22 protein-coding genes are annotated in these 21,419 nt (G+C 63.9%); 14 read left to right on the top strand and 8 right to left on the bottom strand.

Annotated elements, in window-relative coordinates; genetic code table 11:
• Window positions 1-25: 25 nt before the first annotated feature.
• Window positions 26-469, bottom strand: a complete 444-nt coding sequence (locus IVB50_RS39220) for an SRPBCC family protein (RefSeq protein WP_026233614.1) — start codon at window positions 467-469, stop codon at window positions 26-28.
• Between the two features lie 398 nt (window positions 470-867).
• Between IVB50_RS39220 and IVB50_RS39215 the strand changes: the two genes are divergently transcribed.
• The 3 genes from IVB50_RS39215 (at window position 868) to IVB50_RS39205 (ending at window position 1,696) form a co-directional block, all read left to right on the top strand.
• Entirely contained in the window at window positions 868-1,077 is a 210-nt protein-coding gene (locus IVB50_RS39215; RefSeq protein WP_007593324.1) for a cold-shock protein, read from the top strand.
• 97 nt (window positions 1,078-1,174) lie between these two features.
• The gene (locus tag IVB50_RS39210) at window positions 1,175-1,417 is read left to right on the top strand and encodes a hypothetical protein (protein ID WP_026233615.1); all 243 of its coding nucleotides are present in this window, start codon (window positions 1,175-1,177) and stop codon (window positions 1,415-1,417) included.
• A gap of 54 nt (window positions 1,418-1,471) precedes the next feature.
• Window positions 1,472-1,696 (top strand): hypothetical protein, encoded by a 225-nt coding sequence (locus tag IVB50_RS39205; protein ID WP_026233616.1) that lies wholly within the window; start codon window positions 1,472-1,474, stop codon window positions 1,694-1,696.
• A 64-nt stretch (window positions 1,697-1,760) separates the two neighbouring features.
• Here the strand turns inward: IVB50_RS39205 and IVB50_RS39200 are convergent, their stop codons facing one another.
• The 4 genes from IVB50_RS39200 to IVB50_RS39185 form a co-directional block, all read right to left on the bottom strand.
• Complete coding sequence (locus IVB50_RS39200) at window positions 1,761-1,943, bottom strand: hypothetical protein (protein ID WP_007608360.1); 183 nt, start codon at window positions 1,941-1,943, stop codon at window positions 1,761-1,763.
• Window positions 1,944-2,316: 373 nt separating this feature from the next.
• The gene (gene frc / locus IVB50_RS39195; protein ID WP_018458582.1) at window positions 2,317-3,594 is read right to left on the bottom strand and encodes a formyl-CoA transferase; all 1,278 of its coding nucleotides are present in this window, start codon (window positions 3,592-3,594) and stop codon (window positions 2,317-2,319) included.
• A 64-nt stretch (window positions 3,595-3,658) separates the two neighbouring features.
• A complete protein-coding gene (gene oxc / locus IVB50_RS39190; RefSeq protein ID WP_007608367.1) occupies window positions 3,659-5,392 on the bottom strand; it encodes an oxalyl-CoA decarboxylase in 1,734 nt (577 codons plus the stop codon).
• 78 nt (window positions 5,393-5,470) lie between these two features.
• Window positions 5,471-6,163, bottom strand: a complete 693-nt coding sequence (locus IVB50_RS39185; RefSeq protein WP_162496371.1) for a GntR family transcriptional regulator — start codon at window positions 6,161-6,163, stop codon at window positions 5,471-5,473.
• Window positions 6,164-6,511: 348 nt separating this feature from the next.
• On the opposite strand from IVB50_RS39185, the gene IVB50_RS39180 reads away from it, so the two are divergent.
• From IVB50_RS39180 to IVB50_RS39130, 11 genes are all read left to right on the top strand, one after another.
• Window positions 6,512-8,641: an acetate--CoA ligase family protein gene (locus IVB50_RS39180; RefSeq protein ID WP_018458584.1), complete on the top strand. Its 2,130-nt coding sequence runs from the start codon at window positions 6,512-6,514 to the stop codon at window positions 8,639-8,641.
• 61 nt (window positions 8,642-8,702) lie between these two features.
• Window positions 8,703-9,545, top strand: a complete 843-nt coding sequence (locus IVB50_RS39175; RefSeq protein ID WP_018458585.1) for an IclR family transcriptional regulator — start codon at window positions 8,703-8,705, stop codon at window positions 9,543-9,545.
• Window positions 9,546-9,648: 103 nt separating this feature from the next.
• A complete protein-coding gene (locus IVB50_RS39170; RefSeq protein WP_018458586.1) occupies window positions 9,649-10,617 on the top strand; it encodes a tripartite tricarboxylate transporter substrate binding protein in 969 nt (322 codons plus the stop codon).
• On the top strand, window positions 10,614-11,099 hold the full coding sequence (locus IVB50_RS39165) for a tripartite tricarboxylate transporter TctB family protein (protein ID WP_018458587.1): 486 nt from the start codon (window positions 10,614-10,616) through the stop codon (window positions 11,097-11,099). Before IVB50_RS39170 ends, IVB50_RS39165 begins: the two co-directional genes overlap by 4 nt.
• Window positions 11,099-12,598 carry a tripartite tricarboxylate transporter permease gene (locus tag IVB50_RS39160; protein WP_018458588.1) on the top strand — a complete coding sequence of 500 codons (1,500 nt, stop codon included), beginning with the start codon at window positions 11,099-11,101 and terminating at the stop codon, window positions 12,596-12,598. Before IVB50_RS39165 ends, IVB50_RS39160 begins: the two co-directional genes overlap by 1 nt.
• 52 nt (window positions 12,599-12,650) lie before the next feature.
• Window positions 12,651-13,451 carry an NYN domain-containing protein gene (locus tag IVB50_RS39155; RefSeq protein ID WP_018458589.1) on the top strand — a complete coding sequence of 267 codons (801 nt, stop codon included), beginning with the start codon at window positions 12,651-12,653 and terminating at the stop codon, window positions 13,449-13,451.
• An 85-nt stretch (window positions 13,452-13,536) separates the two neighbouring features.
• A complete protein-coding gene (locus tag IVB50_RS39150; RefSeq protein WP_247300163.1) occupies window positions 13,537-15,339 on the top strand; it encodes an adenine deaminase C-terminal domain-containing protein in 1,803 nt (600 codons plus the stop codon).
• A 153-nt stretch (window positions 15,340-15,492) separates the two neighbouring features.
• On the top strand, window positions 15,493-17,283 hold the full coding sequence (gcl, locus tag IVB50_RS39145) for a glyoxylate carboligase (protein WP_018458591.1): 1,791 nt from the start codon (window positions 15,493-15,495) through the stop codon (window positions 17,281-17,283).
• 12 nt (window positions 17,284-17,295) lie between these two features.
• Window positions 17,296-18,081: a hydroxypyruvate isomerase gene (hyi, locus tag IVB50_RS39140; protein WP_018458592.1), complete on the top strand. Its 786-nt coding sequence runs from the start codon at window positions 17,296-17,298 to the stop codon at window positions 18,079-18,081.
• A 12-nt stretch (window positions 18,082-18,093) separates the two neighbouring features.
• Window positions 18,094-18,981: a 2-hydroxy-3-oxopropionate reductase gene (locus IVB50_RS39135; protein ID WP_018458593.1), complete on the top strand. Its 888-nt coding sequence runs from the start codon at window positions 18,094-18,096 to the stop codon at window positions 18,979-18,981.
• Between the two features lie 115 nt (window positions 18,982-19,096).
• On the top strand, window positions 19,097-19,480 hold the full coding sequence (locus tag IVB50_RS39130; RefSeq protein ID WP_018458594.1) for a DUF1236 domain-containing protein: 384 nt from the start codon (window positions 19,097-19,099) through the stop codon (window positions 19,478-19,480).
• Between the two features lie 43 nt (window positions 19,481-19,523).
• Here IVB50_RS39130 and IVB50_RS39125 read toward each other — a convergent pair whose 3' ends face one another.
• The 3 genes from IVB50_RS39125 to IVB50_RS39115 all read right to left on the bottom strand — a co-directional run bounded on the left by IVB50_RS39125 (window position 19,524) and on the right by IVB50_RS39115 (window position 21,158).
• Window positions 19,524-19,901 (bottom strand): antibiotic resistance protein VanZ, encoded by a 378-nt coding sequence (locus IVB50_RS39125; protein WP_018458595.1) that lies wholly within the window; start codon window positions 19,899-19,901, stop codon window positions 19,524-19,526.
• Between the two features lie 76 nt (window positions 19,902-19,977).
• A complete protein-coding gene (locus tag IVB50_RS39120; protein WP_018458596.1) occupies window positions 19,978-20,580 on the bottom strand; it encodes a thiamine pyrophosphate-dependent enzyme in 603 nt (200 codons plus the stop codon).
• 11 nt (window positions 20,581-20,591) lie between these two features.
• The gene (locus IVB50_RS39115; protein ID WP_026233617.1) at window positions 20,592-21,158 is read right to left on the bottom strand and encodes a thiamine pyrophosphate-binding protein; all 567 of its coding nucleotides are present in this window, start codon (window positions 21,156-21,158) and stop codon (window positions 20,592-20,594) included.
• Window positions 21,159-21,419: the final 261 nt, after the last annotated feature.

The following is a 21,419-nucleotide window of genomic DNA, read 5'->3' as shown; positions in this document are numbered from 1 at the left end:
GCCGCCCCTAAGTCGCGTCCGATCGCTATTGCTTGATCTCAGGCTCGACGAGCTTCGCCAGATTGCGCAGCGATTCCTGCCAGCCGAGATAACAAGCCTCCGGCGGGATGACGTCGGGGATGCCGGCCTGCGTGATATCCAGCTCGGTGCCTACGGATACTTTCTTCAGGATCACGGTGACCTGGATCTCTCCCGGCAGATTGGGGTCGTCGAACCTGTCGGTGTAACGGAGACGTTCGCCGGGGACGAGCTCGAGATATTCGCCGCCGAAGGCGTGGCTGTTGCCCGTCGTGAAGTTACGGAACGACATCTTGAACGTGCCCCTGACCTTCGGCTCGAAATGATGGACGGTGCAGGTGAAGCCATTCGGCGGAAGCCATTTTGCCAACGCATCCGCCTCCAGGAAGGCGCGATAGACTTTCTCCGGGCTGGTCGTGAGAACGCGGTGCAGGCGGACAGTGCTGGGCATGATCATTCTTCCTCATGAATCGCCGGGCTCGACGTGGGCGTCTACTGCCCGTTCATGTCCAGATGACGAAGGAGATGCTGCCGATCCGACGCGGCGTCTCGATTTTTTTTGATGGATCCACGCATGGGGCGCTCGGCAGCCTTCGAGAGCAGCTCGCCGGGGGGCGAAAGATGAGCGCTGAATAGCGCGCGTCCTGCACCTACCGCCGGGCTCCCGAGCCGTTAAATTCCGTCAAGCCTTGCAAATGGCGAGGATGAGGTATACGTTGAGGCTGTTCGTTCAGCCGCTGTGCCTTGTTGAATGCGCCCGCGGGCTCCTTTTCCATAGACATCGACGAATAGAATTTGTTCTGCGTGACGATCACGCGGAACCTGCGCGTATGCGCTTTGGAGAAGAAAATGACGACAGGTACTGTAAAGTGGTTTAACGGCCAGAAGGGCTTTGGATTCATTCAGCCGAACGACGGCGGCAACGATGTGTTCGTTCACATCAGCGCGGTCGAGCGGGCTGGTCTTGCAGGTCTCGCTGAAGGCCAAAAGGTCAACTTCGAACTCAAGACCGACAAGATGCGGGGCAAGGTCAGCGCTGAGAATCTCTCGCTGGCCTAAGCCTTGGTGCCGTTTCACGGATGTACTGAAACGGCCATGCCACCCGCTCGATCCCAGGATTGAGCGGGTTTTTGTCCGTTGCAGAGCAGGGTGAATAATGAGCGCCAAGAGACCGGCCGAACCGTCACCCGAAAGCATCGCGCGTTCTAACCGTCAGCGTTTGGCCGCTGAGGAAGGCGCGCGGGCGATGGTGGACGTTGGAAAGCAAGCCGTCGATGTTCGCAAGAACATGGCGCGGCTTCGAGAGCTGCGCCAGGCCAAGGAAGCGGCAGACGCCGCCCTTCAGGCGTCGCTGCCGCCGCCCGTCCCGACGAAGCGCAAGAAGAAGGTGACGCCATAACTGGCTTCCATTGCGCCGAGGACAATTTGGAGAGGGCCGATCACATGCCAAAGAGTGCGGGTCGTGCCTAGAATAAAGTCGGATGGCGGTGGCACCATCACCTTCTTTCTCGCGCTTGGCGCGGGACGACAGATGTGCCGTCTTGCGACGACGTTCCTGACGCAGAAGCAGGCTTTCAGTTATCTTCGCAAGAACCGGACCGAGTTCGAGCGCATGGCGCGGGCGCAGCTCGCTTCTGGTGCAGTCGAAGACGGAATCGTCGTGCTCTCGATGCTGTAGACCAGGCGGATTTCGGCGCCCCGCCTTTAGCGGAATTCGCGGTCGGAGTCTGGGATCGTCGTGCCTATTCGGAGCCGCTTCCCGGCTTCGCCTCCCGGGCCAATCGCTCCGCTTTCAGCCGTTCGCGATTCTCGTTGAAGGAGTTCTGGTCCTTCGCATAGTCATTGATCGGCTTCTGCGTTGTCGCAGGCTTGAACGCCTTGTTGGCTTCACGCTTGGCGCGATCAGAGGATTGATCTTTCGACATTTAAGCCCTCAATTTGATCAACGAGCGTGGTCCTGGCGAGTGCCGGACGCGACGCCACCCGTGCCCGAACTGAAAGGCCGACTTGCCATCCTCGGAAGCGAAGGCGACCAGTTCTTCAGCGTGGGGCAGGGTCTTTGCGAGGCGTACTGCACTCGCCGTGGAGATGGCATGCTGGCATTTCCGGCATGCTCGCATTTCCGGGAGCACACCGGTCGAGGGAGCAACGGCCGGCCACCGCATCTGTTCCTCGCGAACCAATCTTTAATCCAGCCTTGGCGGCGCGGCAAGCGCGCCGATCGTGCGATGCAGCCTTTGCGCGCCAACAAAAAGGCCGCCGAAGCCGGCGGCCTTTCGCGTCGTGAGATAAGCCCGCTTATTCGGCGGCCTGCTTCTGCGGCGGATCGAGCGCGCCGGACTTGTGGATATCGGCGACCTGATGGTCCGAGAAGCCCAGCACGGTGCGCAGGATCTCGTCGGTGTGCTCGCCGAGCAGCGGGGATCGCTCCACCTCGCTCGGGGAGTCCGACAGCTTGATCGGGTTGCCGACGGAGATGTACTTGCCGCGGGTGGGGTGGTCGACCTCGACCACGGTGCCGGTCGCGCGCAGCGACTGGTCCTCGGCGATCTCCTTCATCGACAGGATCGGGCCGCAGGGAATGTCGTCCTTGTTGAGGATTTCCATCGCCTCGAACTTCGTCTTCGTCATCGTCCATTGTTCGATGCGGCCGAAGATCTCATTCAGGCGCGGCAGGCGGACGGCCGGCTTGGCGTAGTTCGGATCGGTCTTCCAGGAGGGCTCACCGATCACGTCGCAGATCTTCTCCCAGACCGGGGCCTGGGTGATGAAGTAGATATAGGCGTTGGGATCGGTCTCCCAGCCCTTGCACTTCAGGATGCGGCCGGGCTGGCCGCCGCCGGAATCGTTGCCGGCACGCGGCACGGCATCGCCGAACGGAATGCCTTCGCCGAACTGGCTGTATTCCTTGAGCGGACCATGGGCGAGGCGCTGCTGGTCGCGCAGCTTGACGCGCGCGAGATTGAGCACGCCGTCCTGCATCGCGGCGGTGACGCGCTGGCCCTTGCCGGAATGGGTGCGCTGATAGAGTGCGGTGACGATGCCGAGCGCCAGATGCAGACCGGTGCCGCTGTCGCCGATCTGCGCGCCGGTCACGAGGGGCAAGCCGTCGCGGAAGCCGGTGGTGGAGGCGGCGCCGCCGGTGCACTGGGCGACGTTCTCATAAACCTTGCAGTCCTCGTATGGTCCGGGACCAAAGCCCTTAATAGAGGCGACGATCATCTTCGGGTTGATCGCCTGGATCTTCTCCCAGGGGAAGCCCATGCGGTCGAGCACGCCGGGGCCGAAATTCTCGACCAACACGTCGCACTTCTTGATGAGCTCGGTGAGGACTTCCTTGCCCTTGGGGTTCTTGGTGTCGAGCGTGATCGAGCGCTTGTTGTGGTTGAGCATGGTGAAATACAGGCTGTCCACATTCGGGATGTCCTGCAGCTGGCCGCGGGTGATGTCACCCACGCCCGGGCGCTCCACCTTGATCACGTCGGCGCCGAACCATGCGAGCAACTGCGTGCAGGTCGGCCCGGACTGGACGTGGGTGAAGTCGAGAATGCGAACGCCCTCGAGCGCTTTTGTCATCGTGTTGCTCCGTACTCTGATCTACCCCTGCACCCGCAGGGACCTTGTGGGTTGACGGGGATGCTTACTTCTTCTTCTGCAGAACGCTCTGCGGATTGAGGTTGCCGATGCGGCCGCTCTCGGAACCGGCGGCCGGATCGATCACGGCGTTGATGAGCGTCGGCTTGCCCGAAGCCATGGCCTCGTTGACGGCGCGCTTGAGCTCGTCCGGTGAGGTGGCATTGACGCCGACGCCGCCGAAGGCTTCCATCATCTTGTCGTAGCGGGCGCCCTTGACGAACACCGTCGTCGCCGGATCGGCGTTGGCGCCGTTGACGTCGGTGCCGCGATAGATGCCGTCATTGTTGAAGATGACGACGCAGATCGGCAAATTGTAGCGGCAGATGGTCTCGACCTCCATGCCGGAGAAGCCGAAGGCCGAGTCGCCTTCGACCGCGAGCACGGGATGGCCGGTCTCGAGAGCAGCCGCGATCGCCTGGCCCATGCCAATGCCCATCACGCCCCAGGTGCCGACGTCGAGACGCTTGCGTGGGCGATACATGTCGATGACGCCGCGGGCGAGGTCGAGCGTGTTGGCGCCCTCGTTGACGAGGATCGCCTCGGGATGATCCTTGATGACGTTTTTCAGCACGCCGAGCGCGCCGTGATAGTCCATCGGCGATTTGTTGTTCATGAGCTTCGGCGCCATCTTGGCGACGTTCTCTTCGCGCTTGGTCGAAATCGCCTTGGTCCATTCGGCAGGCGGGGCGGTCCAGCCCGAAGCCATCGCCTGGTTGAAGGCGGAGACGACCGAGCCGATGTCGCCGACGACGGGCGCGACGATCTCGACGTTGGAGTCCATCTCGCGCGGTTCGATGTCGACCTGGATGAACTTCTTGGGCGCTTCGCCCCAGTTCTTGCCCTTGCCGTGCGAGAGCAGCCAGTTCAGCCGGGCGCCGATCAGCAGGACGACGTCGGATTCCTTCAGCACCGTCGAGCGGGCAGCGCCTGCGCACTGCGGATGGGTGTCTGAGAGGAGACCCTTGGCCATGCTCATCGGCAGGAAGGGGATACCGCTCTTCTCGACGAAGGTTTTGATCTCCTCGTCGGCCTGCGCGTAGGCCGCGCCCTTGCCGAGGATGATGAGAGGGCGCTTTGCGCTCTTCAAAACATCAAGCGCGCGCTTGATCGAAGCGGGCGAGGGGATCTGCGCGGGAGCCGCGTCGATTACCTTGACCAGCGACTTCTGGCCGGCATCGGCGTTCATCACCTGGCCGAACAGCTTTGCCGGCAGGTCGAGATAGACGCCGCCCGGACGGCCGGAGACGGCGGCACGGATGGCACGGGCAAGACCAATGCCGATGTCCTGGGCGTGCAGCACACGGTAGGCTGCCTTGCACAGCGGCTTGGCGATCGCGAGCTGGTCCATCTCTTCATAGTCGCCCTGCTGGAGGTCGACGATCTCGCGCTCGGAGGAGCCCGAGATCAGGATCATCGGGTAGCAGTTGGTGGTGGCGTGGGCGAGCGCGGTGAGACCGTTGAGGAAGCCGGGCGCGGAGACGGTGAGGCAGATGCCGGGCTTCTTGGTGAGGTAGCCGGCGATGCCCGCCGCATAACCGGCGTTCTGCTCGTGGCGGAACGAAATCATGCGAATACCGGCCGCCTGCGCCATGCGGCCCAAATCCGTGATCGGGATGCCCGGCACATTATAGATGGTGTTGATGCCGTTCAGCTTGAGCGCGTCAATGACGAGATGAAAACCATCCGTCAATTCCTGCTCGGTGCCCGGTGCTTCGGACTTGGTCGCGGTATTCAGCATGGGCCTTGTCTCCCTGGTCTCAAGATGCCGTTTCAGGCTTTTGGGGGCGATGCCTCGCCCTTTGGTGAACGTTGCCGGCTAGAAGAGTTCCTGACCATGCGCTTCGACGTAAGCGGCAAGGCCAAGGGTGTGATCGCGGGCGCGCTTCTCGGCGAGCTCGGTATCGCGCGCCTCCAGGGCTTCGATCATGCCGAGATGCTCGGGAAGCGACGTCGCGGTGCGGTCCTTGCGTCCGATGGTCAATTGCCGATAGCCACGCACATGCAGCAGCAAGTCGTTGGTGAGATCGACCAGCACCGGTGATTCCGACAGCGAGATCAGCGCCTGGTGGAAGGCGATGTTGGCGCGCGAATATTCCTCGACGTGATCCTCGGGCAGGCGATCCTTGCCAAATTCCTTGAAGTAGTCGCGCAGCGCCGTGATGTCTTTCTTGCGCGCTGTGGCGGTGATGAGGCGAGCCGCCATGCTCTCCAGCGCCGCCCAGGCGCGGATCATGTCGACGATCTCGCTCTTGGTCCTTCGGACCACCATGATGCCGCGGCGAGGAACCGTCTTCACGAAACCGTCTTGCTCTAGCATCGCGATGGCTTCGCGGATCGGCGTGCGGCTCACGCCGAGGCGCTCGGACAACGCGCGCTCGTCGAGCATGACGGGTTCGGGCGTCGAGTAGATGTCCATCTTGAGGATGGCTTCCTTCAAGGCGTCATACGCCTTGTTCTTGAAGCTCGACTCCGGGGCAATACGAACGATTGCGATATCTGCCTCGGCCATGTTCGGCAACGCCTTGGTTGGTTTCCGCAGTGACACGACGAATCTCCTCCAGTGGGAGTCGTCTTTTACAGGATTATTAACGGGAAAGTTTTTGGCATACCAAATACCAGAATGTCAAGCTGCCTATTTTTTGCAGCGTTCTAAGGTGCGCTGCAGCTTGACAAGTTGGCTTCTGGCATACCAAATGCCATCGCCAGCCATTTTTGATCCAAGCCGGCGGAGTAATCTCGGCTTTATGCCACTCCGTTCCGCGACATGGAACAGAGCGCGGCGAATGGAAAGCATCACGGGCAGCCGCAACGCGCGCGCGCTTTGAGAACGCAAGAACCAAGGTCAAGGGAGAGCCACATGTCCAATTCCAAAGATGCCGTCCGCAAGGTGCTTGACCAGGTCAAGGCGGACAAGCGCACCAGCCTGACCGCGCCGGAAGGCAAGCTGGTCTGCGACGCCTACGGCATTGCGGTGCCGAAGGAGGGTGTGGCGAAGTCGGCCGGCGAGGCCGGCAAAATGGCCGCCTCGATGGGGTTTCCGGTGGTGATGAAGATCGTCTCGCCGGACATTCTCCACAAGACCGAAGCCGGCGGTGTCATCGTCGGCCTCAAGACGGCCGAAGACGCCGAGAAGGCCTACGAGACGATTCTCTCCAACGCCAGGAAGTACAAGTCCGATGCCAAGATCGAGGGTGTCCAGGTGCAGCAGATGCTGGCCGGCGGCACCGAAGTGATCGTGGGGTCGATCACCGACGCCTCGTTCGGCAAGCTGGTTGCCTTCGGCCTCGGCGGCGTGCTGGTCGAAGTTCTGAAGGACATAACCTTCCGCCTCGCGCCCGCGACCAAGCAAGATGCGCTGTCGATGCTCGACGGCATCCAGGCGCATGAGATTTTGAAGGGCGTTCGCGGTGGCGAGCCGGTGAACCGCACCGCGCTTGCGGATGTCATCGTCAAGGTCTCGCAGCTCGTCACGGATTTCCCCGAGATCGTCGAGCTCGATCTCAACCCGGTGTTCGCGACGGCCAAGGACGCCATCGCGGCCGACGTCCGCATCGTCGTCGACTTCGCTTACGTGCCCAAGCCGAAGCCGCGCCCGACCGAAGAGATCGTCGCGGCCATGAGCCGCATCATGCAGCCGAAGGCGGTTGCAGTGGTCGGCGCTTCAGCCGAAGACGGCAAGATCGGCAATTCCGTGATGAAGAACCTCATCAACGGCGGCTACAAGGGCGACATCTACCCGATTCATCCCAAGGCCGCCGAGATCCTCGGCTACAAGGCGTATAAGAGCGTCAAGGACGTGCCCGGCGTGATCGACACCGCGGTGTTCGCAATTCCCGCGAAGTTCGTGGCCGCGGCGCTCACCGAATGCGGCGAGAAGAAAATTCCCGGCGCGGTTCTGATTCCGTCGGGCTTCGCGGAAGCCGGCGCGCCGGAGCTCCAGGCCGAGATCGTCGAAGTCGGCAAGAAGTACGACATCCGCCTGATGGGACCGAACATCTACGGCTTCTATTATACGCCTGCCAACCTCTGCGCGACCTTCTGCACCGCCTATGATGTCAAGGGCCACGCGGCACTGTCTTCGCAATCGGGCGGCATCGGCATGGCCATCATCGGCTTCTCCCGTTCGGCCAAGATGGGCGTGTCGGCGATCGTCGGCCTCGGCAACAAGTCCGACATCGACGAGGACGATCTGCTCGCCTTCTTCGAGCAGGATCCGAACACGAACCTGATCGCGCAGCACTGCGAAGACCTCAAGGACGGCCGCGCCTTTGCGGAAGCCGCAAAACGCGTCTCCAAGAAAAAACCGGTCATCGTGCTCAAGGCCGGCCGCACCTCCGCCGGTGCCAAGGCGGCCTCGTCGCACACCGGCGCGCTCGCCGGCAACGACAAGATCTACGAGGATGTCCTGGCCCAGTCCGGCGTGATCCGCGCCCGTAGCTTGCGGCAGCTGCTCGAATTCGCGCGCGGCGTGCCGGTGCTGCCGACGCCGAAGGGCGAGAACGTGCTGATCATTACCGGTGCAGGCGGTTCGGGCGTGCTGTTGTCGGACTCCTGCGTCGACAACGGCTTGTCGCTGATGTCGATGCCGCCGGATCTGGATGCGGCCTTCCGCAAGTTCATCCCGCCGTTTGGCGCGGCCGGAAATCCCGTGGACATCACCGGCGGTGAGCCGCCGATCACCTACGTCAACACCGTAAAACTCGGCCTGACGGACGAGCGCATCCACTCGCTGATCCTCGGCTACTGGCACACCATCGTCACGCCGCCGATGGTGTTCGCCCGCAACATGGTCGAGGTGAAGAAGGAGATGGAGGCCAAGGGCTTCGTGAAGCCGATCGTCGCCTCGCTCGCCGGCGACGTCGAGGTTGAGGAAGCCGCCGAATATCTCTACCAGAACGGCATTCCGGCCTATGCCTACTCGACCGAACTGCCGGTCGAGGTCCTCGGTGCCAAGTACAAATGGGCGCGCGGAGCAGGGCTGCTCTGAGCCGACGATGCCGCTTCACCTCTCCCCGCGCGCGGGGAGAGGTGAGAACAGTCAGGTCGCGATGGGCAGGAACGTGATCCGGCGCAAATCGATCGAGCCCCGATCGCCATCGGCGGCCGATCACGACGCGCGCGACGGCGGCGTGCAGTCCGTCGATCGCGCGCTGTCGATCCTCGAGACATTGTCCGAAGACGACGAAGGCTATCGCCTCAGCGATCTCGCCGTCCGCACCGGGCTCTCGGCCTCGACCGTGCATCGCCTGCTGGCGACGCTGGAAAGCCGCCGCTTCGTGCAGTTCGACCGCGCCGAATCCAAATGGCATGTCGGCGTGCGCAGCTTCACGGTGGGCGCGAGCTTTGCGCGGCGGCGCAATTTCAGTGCCCAGGCCATTCCTTACTTGCGCAAGCTGCGTGATCTTACCCGCGAGACCGCCAATCTCGCCGTGGTCGACGACGAGTTCATCATCGTGCTGACCCGGATGGAGAGCCGCGAGATCATGCGCTCGCTGACCCAAGTCGGCGGCCGCGTTCCGATGGTGACCTCCGGCGTCGGCAAGGCGGTGCTCGCGACCTATTCCGACGAGGACGTCGGCGCCGTCATCCGCCATCACGGCATGCCACGCCTGACCGAGAAGTCGATCGTGCGGCCGAGCGACCTGTTCAAGGAGCTCGAAAAGATCCGCAAGCAAGGCTACGCGCTGGATGATGAAGAGGCCTGCATGGGCCTGCGCTGCGTTGCAGCGGTGGTCTACAACGCCTGCGCCGAGCCGCTTGCTGCGATTTCGGTGTCCGGCATGACCAGCCGGCTGACCGATCAGCGGTTACCGGAAATCGGGCAAATCGTCCGTGATGTTGCCGCCGAACTGACGGCAGCGCTCGGCGGGGCAATTCCGACGCCCCGCTAATCGGAAACCGGGGGTATGTCACTGGACAGTGTCGGCCGTTTTGGCTGATATGCGACCAAACGACACGATGCGGCAAACGTCCGCATGAGCCCGGAGACGTCCCATGTTTCAACTTCCCGCGCGCCTCGTCGGCGCAGCCGTCGCGCTGACCCTTGCGGCAGCCACGCCGGCCTTTGCCCAGCAGCTCGAGCTCAAGCTGATGGCACCTGCGGCGCCGGGCGGTGGTTGGGACCAGACCGCGCGCTCGATGCAGCAGGCGCTGGTCGCTGCCGGCGTCGCACGCAGCGTGCAGGTCACCAACGTTCCCGGCGCAGGCGGCAGTGTCGGCATCGCGCAGTTCGTCAACGGCGCCAAGGGCGACGGCAACCAGCTGATGGTCAACGGCTTCGTCATGGTGGGCGCGCTCGCCATGAACAAATCACCCGTCACGCTCGAGCAGGTGACGCCGATCGCGCGCCTCACCGAGGAAATCCAGGTGATCGTGGTGCCGGCCAATTCGCCGATCAAGACCGCGCAGGATCTGGCCGCCGCGGTGAAGGCCGACATCGCCAAGGTGACCTTCGCCGGCGGCTCGGCCGGCGGCGTCGATCACGTGATGGCGGCATTGTTCGCTGGTGCCGTCGGCGCCGACGCGAAGAAGATCAACTACATCCCGTTCTCGGGCGGCGGCGAGTCGCTCGCCGCCATTCTCGGCGCGAAGGTCACTGCCGGCATTTCCGGCCTCAGCGAATATGATGGGCAGATCAAGTCGGGCAAGCTGCGCGCGATCGGCGTGACCTCGGAGAAGCGCATTCCAGGCAGCGACATCCCGACCTTCAAGGAGCAGGGCATCGACCTCGTGATCGCCAACTGGCGCTCGGTGGTCGCGCCTCCCGGAATCACGCCGGAGCAGCGCAAGACGCTCAGCGACGCGGTCGAGAAGATGGTGAAGTCGGACGCCTGGAAAGACATCCTCAAGCAGAAGGGCTGGGAGGATGCCTATCTCGGCGGTGACGCCTTCGCCGATTTCCTGAAGAAAGAAACGGTGCGTGTGACGGACGTGCTGAGATCAGTCGGCCTGGTCAAGTCATGACCACAGGCGATCCCGTCCAGCCACCGCGGCGCATCGATCGCGCCGGCGTCGTCATCGCCGCGCTGCTCGCAGGTCTTGCCGCGGTGCTGGTCTGGGATGCGCACGGCCTGCAATCGACCGCGATGTACGGGATGGGGCCGGAAGCCATGCCGGTCGTGATCGCCTCCGGCCTCGCGCTGCTCGCGATCGGCAATCTCGTTGACGCGCTGCGCGGCAATCTGCCAGAGCGCGAAAGCGCCGATCCCGTGCCTGTGGTCTTCATCCTCGCCGGCCTTGCGCTGCTGATCGGCATCATCGGCTTCGGCGGCGGGTTCATCCTGGCGACGTCGGCGCTGTTCGTCACGACCTCGGCGGCATTTGGGCGCCGGGCTGTCCTCGTCGATTCCGCCATCGCCCTCGTGATGTCGACCCTCATTTACCTCGCGTTCGACCGCCTGTTGACGTTGAGCCTTCCGGCCGGCCCCCTGGAGCGACTGCTGTGATGGAAACTTTCGCGGCGCTGGCCCACGGCATGGCGGTCGCCGTCCAGCCGATGAATCTCCTCTACGCCCTGATCGGCGTGTTCCTTGGCACGGCCGTGGGCGTGCTGCCCGGCATCGGCCCGGCGTTGACGGTCGCGCTGCTGCTGCCGGTGACGTACAAGCTCGATCCCGGCGGTTCGCTGATCATGTTTGCCGGCATCTATTACGGCGGCATGTATGGCGGATCGACTACGGCCATCTTGATCAACACGCCCGGCGAGAGCGCCTCGATGGCGACGGCGCTCGAAGGCAACAAGATGGCCAAGGCCGGCCGCGGCGGACCGGCGCTCGCGACCTCCGCGATCGGCTCCTTCGTCGCGGGCACCATTGCCACCATCGGGCTTGCCTTTCTCGCGCCGTGGTTGGTCGATTTCGCCGTGCGCTTTGGTCCGGAGGATTATTTCGCGCTGATGTGCGTCGCCTTCGTCACGGTGTCGGCGACCTTCGGCGATTCTCCGATCCGCGGCCTGACCAGCCTATTTATTGGTCTGACATTAGGTCTCGTCGGTATAGACAAGCTGACCGGTCAGGCGCGGCTTGCGTTCGGGGTGCCCGAGCTGCTCGACGGCGTCGAGGTGACGACGCTCGCGGTCGGCCTGTTCGCGGTGGGCGAGGCGCTCTACGTCGCATCGCGCCGCCACCACACCGAAGAGAAGCTCGAGCCGGTGCGCGGCTCGCTGTGGATGACCAAGGAAGACTGGAAGCGATCGTGGAAGCCGTGGTTGCGCGGCACCATGTTCGGCTTCCCAATCGGTGCGCTGCCTGCCGGCGGCGCGGAGATCCCGACTTTCCTGTCCTATTCCTGCGAGAAGCGACTGACCAAATACCCCGAAGAATTCGGCAAGGGCGCGATCGAAGGTGTCGCAGGACCGGAGGCCGCCAACAACGCTTCGGCTGCCGGCACGCTGGTGCCGCTCTTGACGCTGGGATTGCCGACCTCGGCGACGGCCGCGATGATGCTGGCGGGCTTCCAGCAATACGGCCTCAACCCGGGGCCGCTGCTGTTCGCCGAGCGGCCCGACCTCGTGTGGGGCCTGATCGCGAGCCTGTTCATCGCCAATTGCATGCTGCTGGTGCTCAATCTGCCGCTGGTTGGCCTGTGGGTGCGGCTGCTGGCGATCCCGCAGCCGTGGCTCTATGCCGGCATCCTCGTGTTCGCGACCATGGGCACCATCGCCGCAAAGCCGTCGGTGGTCGAACTGTCGATGCTGGCCGGCTTCGGCGTGCTCGGCTTTCTGATGCGGCGGTTCGATTTTCCGATCGCGCCCGTCGTGGTCGGCCTGATCCTCGGCCCGATCGCCGAGAGCCAGCTGCGTCGCGCGCTCGCGATCAGTCTCGGCGATCCCATGACGTTGCTCCAGAGCCCGATCTCGGCGACGCTGCTTGCGCTGGCGTTCATCGCGCTGCTGGCACCCTTCGTGCTGAAAGGGATGGGACGCTTCAAGGCGAACGAGGACTAGCCATTCCGCCGCGAGCGTCTTCTAATGTTACGTTCATCTCGTGGGAAAAGTCATGCCGTCAGAGCTCCGTTCGCCCCGTCTCGCTGTCCTGATCGATGCAGACAATGCTTCGGCAAAAATCGCCGATGGGCTGTTCGACGAGATTGCCAAGATCGGCGAGGCCAGCGTTCGCCGCATCTACGGCGACTTCTCCAATGCCAGGTCGAGGGGCTGGGCCGACATCCTGTCCAAACACGCCATCATCCCGCAGCAGCAGTTCGCCTATACGACGGGGAAGAATGCCTCCGACATCACGCTGGTCATCGACGCAATGGACCTGCTTCACAGCGGCCGGTTCGATGGCTTTTGCCTGGTGTCGTCGGACAGCGATTTCACCCGTCTGGCCGCCCGCATCCGGGAGCAGGGCATCGACGTCTTTGGGTTCGGCGAACAGAAGACGCCGGAGAGCTTCCGGCAGGCCTGTCGAAGGTTCGTCTACACGGAGAACTTGCTTGCCGCCCCAGCGAACACCCAGGACGCCGCCTCGAGATCGACGTCGCTTCAGCCGCTCGATGCCGCAACCCCCATCATCAAGAAGGTCATCACCCAGATGGAAAGCGAGGACGGCTGGGTGACGCTCGGGGAAGTTGGCCGCCAGCTCGCCAATCTCGCGTCCGATTTCGATCCGCGAACGTTCGGCTTCCGCAAGCTGAGTGACCTCGTGCGCAAGACGAATGCGTTCGAGATTGACGAGCAGAACGGGAGGTCGATGCGGATTCGGGTCAAGCCCGCTGCCGCACCGGCCCCGCGACGACGGAACTCGCGCAGACCTGCGAGGCCAGCGGCGGCAGGCGCTTCTCCGCCTAAAGCGTAAGCAGAGCCTGCCGTTATATTTGCGCTTGCCCGGTCGGGCGCAGGGCGTAACCATCGCAGGGCCATAACGCCACGCGAGGGTTCTGATGACCAGACTTACCCGCTTCGCCGTCGCACCGCTGCATTCGATGACCCGGCGTCTCGCCGATGTGGCCTCGGCGCGTGTCGCGCCGGATCTCGTCGTCACCGGCGCGCGGGTGCTCTCGACCTATTCGGAGCGCATCCTTGCGAACCGCGAAATCTGGATCACCGGCGGCCGCATTGCTGCGATGAAGCCGGCCGGCGCTGCGAAGAATGTCTTCGGCGACGTGCCGGTTTACGACGCGGCGGGCGGCATCATCGCGCCGGGGCTGGTCGACCCGCACATCCACATCGAATCCTCGATGGTGACGGCCTGCGCCTATGCCGAGGCCGCCCTGCTCAACGGCACCACCACAATCTTCTGCGACAGCCACGAGATCGGCAACGTCATGGACGTCGTCGGCGTCGAGGCGATGCTGGAGGACGCACGCGAGGCTCCGCTCTCGATCTTCCTGACGGTGCCCTCGACGGTTCCTGCGACTTCGGCCGCACTGGAGACTGCGGGCGGCGATCTGACGCCCGACAAGATCGCCGGCCTGTTCGACCGTTGGCCGGAAGCCGTCGGGCTCGGCGAGAAGATGGATTTCGTGCCTGTCACCATGGGCGATGAGCGAAGCCACGCCATCCTCGCTGCCGCCCTGAAGCGCGGCCGGCCGGTGTCCGGCCATATCTATGGCCGCGACTTCGTTGCGGCCTATGCGGCGAGCGGCATCACCGACACCCATGAGGCGGTCGACCGCGACATCGCCGACGATCTGCTCGATGCCGGGGTCTGGGTGTTCCTGCGCGGGGGACCGCCGACCACGCCCTGGCACTCGCTGCCGCAGGCGATCCGGACCATCACCGAGCTCGGCGCCTCGCACAAGCGCACGGCCGTGTGCACCGACGATCGCGACGCCGACGATCTCCTGCTGTTCGGTCTCGACTGGGTGGTGCGCGAAGCCGTGAAAGCAGGGATGTCGCCGGAGCAGGCCTGGTCGATGGGCTCGCTGCATGGCGCGACGCGCTTCAACATGGACAGCGATATCGGCGGGCTCGGCGGCGGGCGCCGCGCCGATCTGGTGCTGATGGACGACAATCTGAAGCCGCAATGCACCTGGTATGGCGGCGAACTCGTGGTCGAAAACCGAAAGATCACGCCGAAGCTCGAGCAGGCGCTGTCGCAGCGCTATCAATATCCGCAGGCGGCCTATGCGACGGTGAAGCTGCCCGAGAAGGTCAAGCTGACGCCGGAGCTGCCGGCGAAGGCCTGCACTGTCAACGCGATCAAGACCGCGTTGCCCGGCATCACGCTGATCCATGAGAAGATCGCGATCGAGCCCGCAAAGGACTGGCCCTCACTGTTCGCCCGCTACGGCCTATGCTTCGTCACGGTGGTCGAACGCCACGGCAAGTCGGCCGGCAATGTCGCCTACGGCCTGTTGAAGGACTTTGGACTGAAGCGCGGCGCGGTCGCCTCCAGCGTCGGGCACGACAGCCACAACATCATCGTTGCCGGCACCAACGAGGCCGATATGCAGGTCGCGGTCGCCGCCATCAAGGAGCAACAGGGCGCCGTCTGCCTCGTCGCCGAGGGCAAGGTGAGGGCGCTAGTGCCGCTGCCGATCGCTGGGCTCTTGTCCGACAAGCGCGTCACGGAGGTGGCGGAAGAAGTCAAGGCGCTGAAGAAGGAATGGGCGGAGGCCGGCTGCACCATCCCCTACATGGGTTTCAATCTGATTCCGCTATCGGTCATTCCGGAAATTCGTATCACCGACAAGGGCCTCGTGCTGGTGCCGCAGATGCAGCTGGCGCCGCTGTTCGAGTGATCGCTTTCACGGATATCTCGATCTAACCGATTGAGACCGCCACGTTTTTTCCGCGGCTGCCGCATCGTGGAAAATAAAATCGATCTCGTTGAGTGAAGCCCTCGCGGGCCCGATGATCTCGCTCAAGCCAATGCAACTCAAGCGAGGTCCGATATGGCGAAGATGCGAGCCATCGATGCTGCCGTGCGAATTCTGGAGAAGGAGGGCATCTCGACTGCCTTCGGCGTTCCCGGGGCCGCGATCAATCCGCTTTACTCGGCGCTGAAGAAGCGCGGCTCGATCCGCCATATCCTGGCGCGCCATGTCGAGGGTGCCTCGCACATGGCCGAGGGCTATACGCGGGCCAAGGCCGGCAATATCGGCGTCTGCATCGGCACCTCGGGGCCGGCCGGGACCGACATGATCACCGGGCTCTATTCCGCGATCGCTGATTCCATCCCGATCCTCTGCATCACCGGGCAGGCGCCGCGCGCGCGGCTCTACAAGGAGGATTTCCAGGCCGTCGACATCGAGTCGATCGCAAAGCCCGTGACCAAATGGGCGGTGACGGTGCGCGAGCCGGCGCTGGTGCCCCGCGTGTTCAGCCAGGCGTTTCACGTGATGCGCTCGGGAAGGCCCGGCCCGGTGCTGATCGACATGCCGCTCGACGTGCAGCTCGCCGAGATCGAGTTCGACGACGAGACCTATGAGCCATTGCCGGTCTACAAGCCGACCGCGACCCGCAAGCAGGTCGAGAAGGCGCTGGAGATGCTCAATGCGGCCGAACGGCCGCTGATCGTCGCGGGCGGCGGCGTGATCAATGCCGACGCCTCGGATCTGCTGGTGGAATTCGCCGAGATTGCCAACGTGCCGGTCGTGCCGACGCTGATGGGCTGGGGGGCCATCCCCGACGACCACGTGCTGATGGCCGGCATGGTCGGTCTTCAGACCAGCCACCGTTACGGCAATGCCACCATGCTCGAATCCGATTTCGTGCTCGGCATCGGCAATCGCTGGGCCAACCGCCACACCGGCTCGGTCGAGACCTACACCAAGGGGCGCACCTTCGTGCATGTCGACATCGAGCCGACGCAGATCGGGCGCGTGTTCAATCCCGATCTCGGCATCGTCTCGGACGCGAAGGCCGCTCTCGAACTCTTCGTCACCGTCGCCAGGGAGTGGCGCCGGTCCGGCAGGTTGCGCGAGCGCCAGGCGTGGCCCGCTGCCTGCCGCGACCGGAAGAAGACAATGTTGCGCAAGAGCCATTTCGATAACGTCCCGATCAAGCCCCAGCGCGTCTACGAGGAGATGACCAAGGCGTTTGGCCGTGACACCTGCTACGTCTCCGTGATCGGCCTGTCGCAGATCGCCGGCGCGCAGTTCCTGGGCGTCTACAAGCCGCGCAACTGGATCAATGCCGGGCAGGCGGGCCCGCTCGGCTGGACGCTACCCGCGGCGCTCGGCGTGCGCGCGGCGTGTCCGGATCGTGATATCGTCGCGCTCTCAGGCGACTACGATTTCCAATTCCTGATCGAGGAGCTCGCAGTCGGGGCGCAATTCAATCTGCCCTACATCCACGTCGTCGTGAACAATTCCTATCTCGGCCTGATCCGCCAAGCCCAGCGCGGCTTCGACATGGACTATCACGTCCAGCTCTCGTTCGAGAACATCAACGCGCCCGAGCTCGGCGGCTACGGTGTCGATCACGTCGCTGTCGCCGAAGGGCTCGGCTGCAAGGCGATCCGCGTCACCGACCCGAAGGACTCGCAGGCGGCGTTCGCGACCGCGCGCGAATGGATGGCCAAGCATCGCGTGCCCGTGATGGTCGAGTTCATCCTCGAACGCGTCACCAACATCGCGATGGGCACGGAAATCGACAACATCGTCGAATTCGAGGAGGTGCTGGATCTGCCGCTCGACGAGGTCGCGACCGCGCGGCCCGGCGTGCTGCAGCCGGCGGAATAGGGAGATAGCATCATGCCGAAATTCGCCGCCAACCTCACCATGCTCTTCAACGAAATGCCGTTCGTGGACCGCTTCGCAGCGGCCAAAGCAGCGGGCTTCGGCGGGGTCGAGTACCTCTTCCCCTACGAATTCGACAAGGCGCAGCTGCGCGAGCAACTCGACGGCCATGGGCTGACGCAGGTGCTGCACAATCTGCCGGCCGGCAATTGGGCGGCGGGCGAGCGCGGCATCGCGATCCTGCCTGATCGTATCAGCGAGTTCAGGGACGGCGTGTTTCGCGCCATCGACTATGCCAAGGCGCTCGATTGCGAGCAGCTCAACTGTCTCGTCGGCATCGCGCCTGCGGATGCCGATCCGCGTGAGCTCAACGAAACGCTGGTCGGGAATCTGCGCTTTGCGGCGTCGACGCTGGCGCGGGAAAACATCAAGCTGCTGATCGAGCCGATCAACACGCTCGACATCCCCGGCTTCTTTCTGAACGGCACCGAGCAGGCCGTGCAGCTGATCTCCGAGGTGCGCTCGAACAATCTGTTCGTCCAGTACGACATCTACCACATGCAGATCATGGAGGGCGACCTCGCCCGTACTATGCAGGAATACCTGCCGCAGATCGCGCACATCCAGCTCGCCGACAACCCCGGCCGTCACGAGCCTGGCACCGGCGAGATCAACTATCCCTTCCTGTTCCGCCATCTCGACGCGATCGGTTACCGCGGCTGGGTCGGCTGCGAATACAAGCCGCGCACCACGACGCTGGAAGGCCTGTCCTGGCACGCGGCGCAGACGTTCGAGACCTGAGGAAACGTTGACATGATCGACATCGGCTTTATCGGACTTGGCACCATGGGACGGCCGATGGCCGGCCATCTTCTGACCGCAGGCCATCGCGTTCTCCTGCACGATGTCGGGCCGGTCGCGCCCGGGCTGATCGCGGCCGGCGGCGTTGGCTGCAAGTCAAGCAAGGAGGTCGCGGAGGAGGCGGATGCGGTCATCATCATGGTGCCGGATACGCCGCATGTGGAGGCCGTGCTGTTCGGCAAGGACGGCGTCGCGGGCGGCATTTCCAAGGGGAAGATCGTGGTCGACATGAGCTCAATCTCGCCGCTGGCGACCAAGGAGTTTGCGAAGAAGATCGAGGCGCTCGGCGCGGATTATCTCGACGCACCGGTGTCAGGCGGGGAGGTCGGTGCCAAGGCGGCAAGCCTCACCATCATGGTGGGTGGCCCCGAGCGCGCCTTCAACACCATGAAGCCGATCTTCGACCGGATGGGGAAGAACGTCACCCGGGTCGGCGCCAATGGCGACGGCCAGACGACGAAGGTCGCCAACCAGATCATCGTCGCGTTGACGATCGAGGCGGTCAGCGAAGCGCTGCTGTTCGCGTCGAAAGCCGGTGCGGATCCGGCGCTGGTGCGGCAGGCCCTGATGGGCGGCTTTGCGTCGTCGCGGATTCTCGAAGTGCATGGCGAGCGCATGGTGAAGCGCAATTTCGATCCCGGCTTCCGCATCGAGCTGCATCAGAAGGATCTCAACCTCGCGCTTGAAGGCGCCCGCGCGCTCGGCCTGTCACTGCCAAGCACGGCAGTGGCGCAGCAATTGTTCTCGTCTTGCACCGCACATGGCGGCAAGGGTTGGGATCACTCGGCAATGGTGCGTGCGCTGGAACTGATGGCGCGGCACGAGATCGCCGCAGCCTGAACTGTTACCAGGTAACAGTCTCCACTTGTAGTTCTGCCTAGATCCGGCGGGGAACCGGAACAATGATCCGGCCCCGCGGTTGAAGGCGCACAACAATCACTGGAGACATAAGCACATGAAGACCCGTCTTGCGATTACGTTCGCTGCCGCGTCGCTGCTGGCGTCGAGTGCAGCCTTTGCCCAGTCGACGACCGAACAGGGCGCCAGGGACGGCGCTCGCGCGGGCGGCGACATCGGCGGCCCGGTCGGAGCGATGGTCGGTGGTACCGTCGGTGCGGCGGTCGGCGCTGGTCTGGAAATCCCGAATGCGATCCTCGGCGGAATTCCGCGCGATGATTCCGTCGTGGTCCACGAGCGCGTCGTGGTCGGCGAGCCACTGCCGCCGACCGTGGTGCTGCGGCCCGTGCCGAACTACACCGAATATCGCTATGCGGTCGTGAACGATCGCCGCGTGATCGTGGAGCCGCGCACGCGCCGCGTCGTTAAGATCATCGACTGATCGACCGGAGCGTGAGCTTTGAAGAGACGGGCCCTGCGGAGCGTCACTCCGCGGGGCCTTGACTCGTCAGGGCCGGATTTGCGCGAAACCGCGTCATGGCCCAATCGGCGATGGCCGCCAGCGCGAAACCGATGCAGGTGGTGCCGGCATCGACCAGAAAGTCCTCCAGCCGCGCATGCCGTCCCGGTGCCCAGAATTGCATCAGTTCCAGCAGGCCGATCAGCACCACGGCGATCGCTGTGGCCGACAGGCGGCGGCGCGGATAGGCGAGGCCGAAGGCTAGTCCCACCAGGACGAAGGCAAGGGCATGTTCGCCGTCCTGGCCAAGGTCGGAATGGGGCCGTAGGCCTGGCGGGCCGAGGGTTGCAAAGGCGACGGCGGCGGCAAGCAGCCAGGCAGAGGAGCGAAGCAAAATGGACATCCGCACCGCTTAGCACGGATTGCAGCAGCCTGCCGAGGCGCCAGGATCAGATCGCCGTGTAGTTAATGACGAACCGTTAAAGTGGCTCGCGCACGCCAAGGCCGTGCATGAAGCGTTCCCGGATTTGTACGGGATCGCGTCGGGTGGCGCCGACGCCGGGCTTGTCATCGATGCGGACGGCGATCAGGCTGGGCTCGCCGGCCGACATGGCTTCCTCGACCAGACGCTCGAAATCCGCCTCGTCCGCGGCCCAGGCGCTGTTGGCAAGCCCGGAGCCGGTTGCGATGGCGACGATGTCAGCCACGTTCGCGGCCGGTGTCGGCTGCGCGCCCGTGATCTGGTAGATGCCGTTGTCCATCACGATCATGATGAGGTTCTTCGGCTTCAACGCCGCGATCGTCGAGAGTGCGCCGAGCTGCATCAGCAGCGAGCCGTCGCCTTCGAGCGCAAAGACGCGCCGGTCCGGCTGCGCCAGCGCCACGCCCAGCGCGATCGGGAAGGCGAGCCCCATGCTGCCGAGCATGTAGAAATTTTGCGCACGGTGGCCGGCGGCCCAGAGGTCGAAATTGGTGTTGCCGATGCCGCCGATCACGGCTTCCTCGTGCTCGAGTTTCGCGATCAGGCGCGAGGTGACGTCGAAGCGGTTCATCACTTTGGTGTTGCGCACGTCTGTATTCATTTGGGCCGGACTCACTTGTCGAACACCTTGCCGCCCGTGAGCAGCGGGTTGAGGATCAGCGCGACTGGCGCCTGCGTCGTGACGGCCTGCTTGATCGAACGATCGGCAATGAATTCGAGCTCGTCGAGCCGGGTGATGGTGTGATGCTCCAGCGCCAGCGAATCCAGCACCGGACGCATGGTGCGGCAGACCAGTGACTGGCCGTAGTTGAACTCGCCGAGCGTGCCGCGCTCGGACACGAACATGATAAGCGGAATCTGGTAGGGCACCGCGAGCGAGGCCAGCACGTTGGCGAGCGTCGCAAAGCCTGAGGTCTGCATCAGCACCGCACCGCGCCGTCCGCCCATCCAGGCGCCCGAGACGATGCCGACGGCCTCCTCCTCGCGGGCGGTGGCAAAGGTGGTGAAGAACTGATCGGCGTGCAGGTTCTTGATCAGCGGCGTCAGCACGCGGTCGGGCACGTAAGGGACGAGGCTGATCTCATTCCGCTTTAAGGTTTGCAGGATGATGCCGTGCCAGCTCTTGTCACTGGAGGTCTGCGCCGCCTCGGACGAGGTTTGTTGCTCCGCAATCGGCATTGCGTTCTCCCTTCGGCCGCGCATGCTTCTTGGTCTTTGCCATTGTCTTAGGCGTCGTCTTAGCCCTTGTCTTGGCCGTCGCGGCGGTCTGCCGAACTTGACGCAGGCAGCGGGATTGTCAACATGTCCGGACTGCACCGTGATCTGCGCCAGACGGCCTGCCGCAGCCGGTGCCGCCGTGTCATAAGCGGCAACAACAAGAGAACGGAGGAACGCATGACAGGAGCGCGCGAAGCGCTGGCCCTGCGGATCTCCTGGAGA

It is taken from the genome of Bradyrhizobium sp. 87, assembly GCF_023073015.1.
Classification (GTDB): domain Bacteria; phylum Pseudomonadota; class Alphaproteobacteria; order Rhizobiales; family Xanthobacteraceae; genus Bradyrhizobium; species Bradyrhizobium canariense_D.
This window is presented reverse-complemented; position numbering and strand designations above follow the sequence as displayed.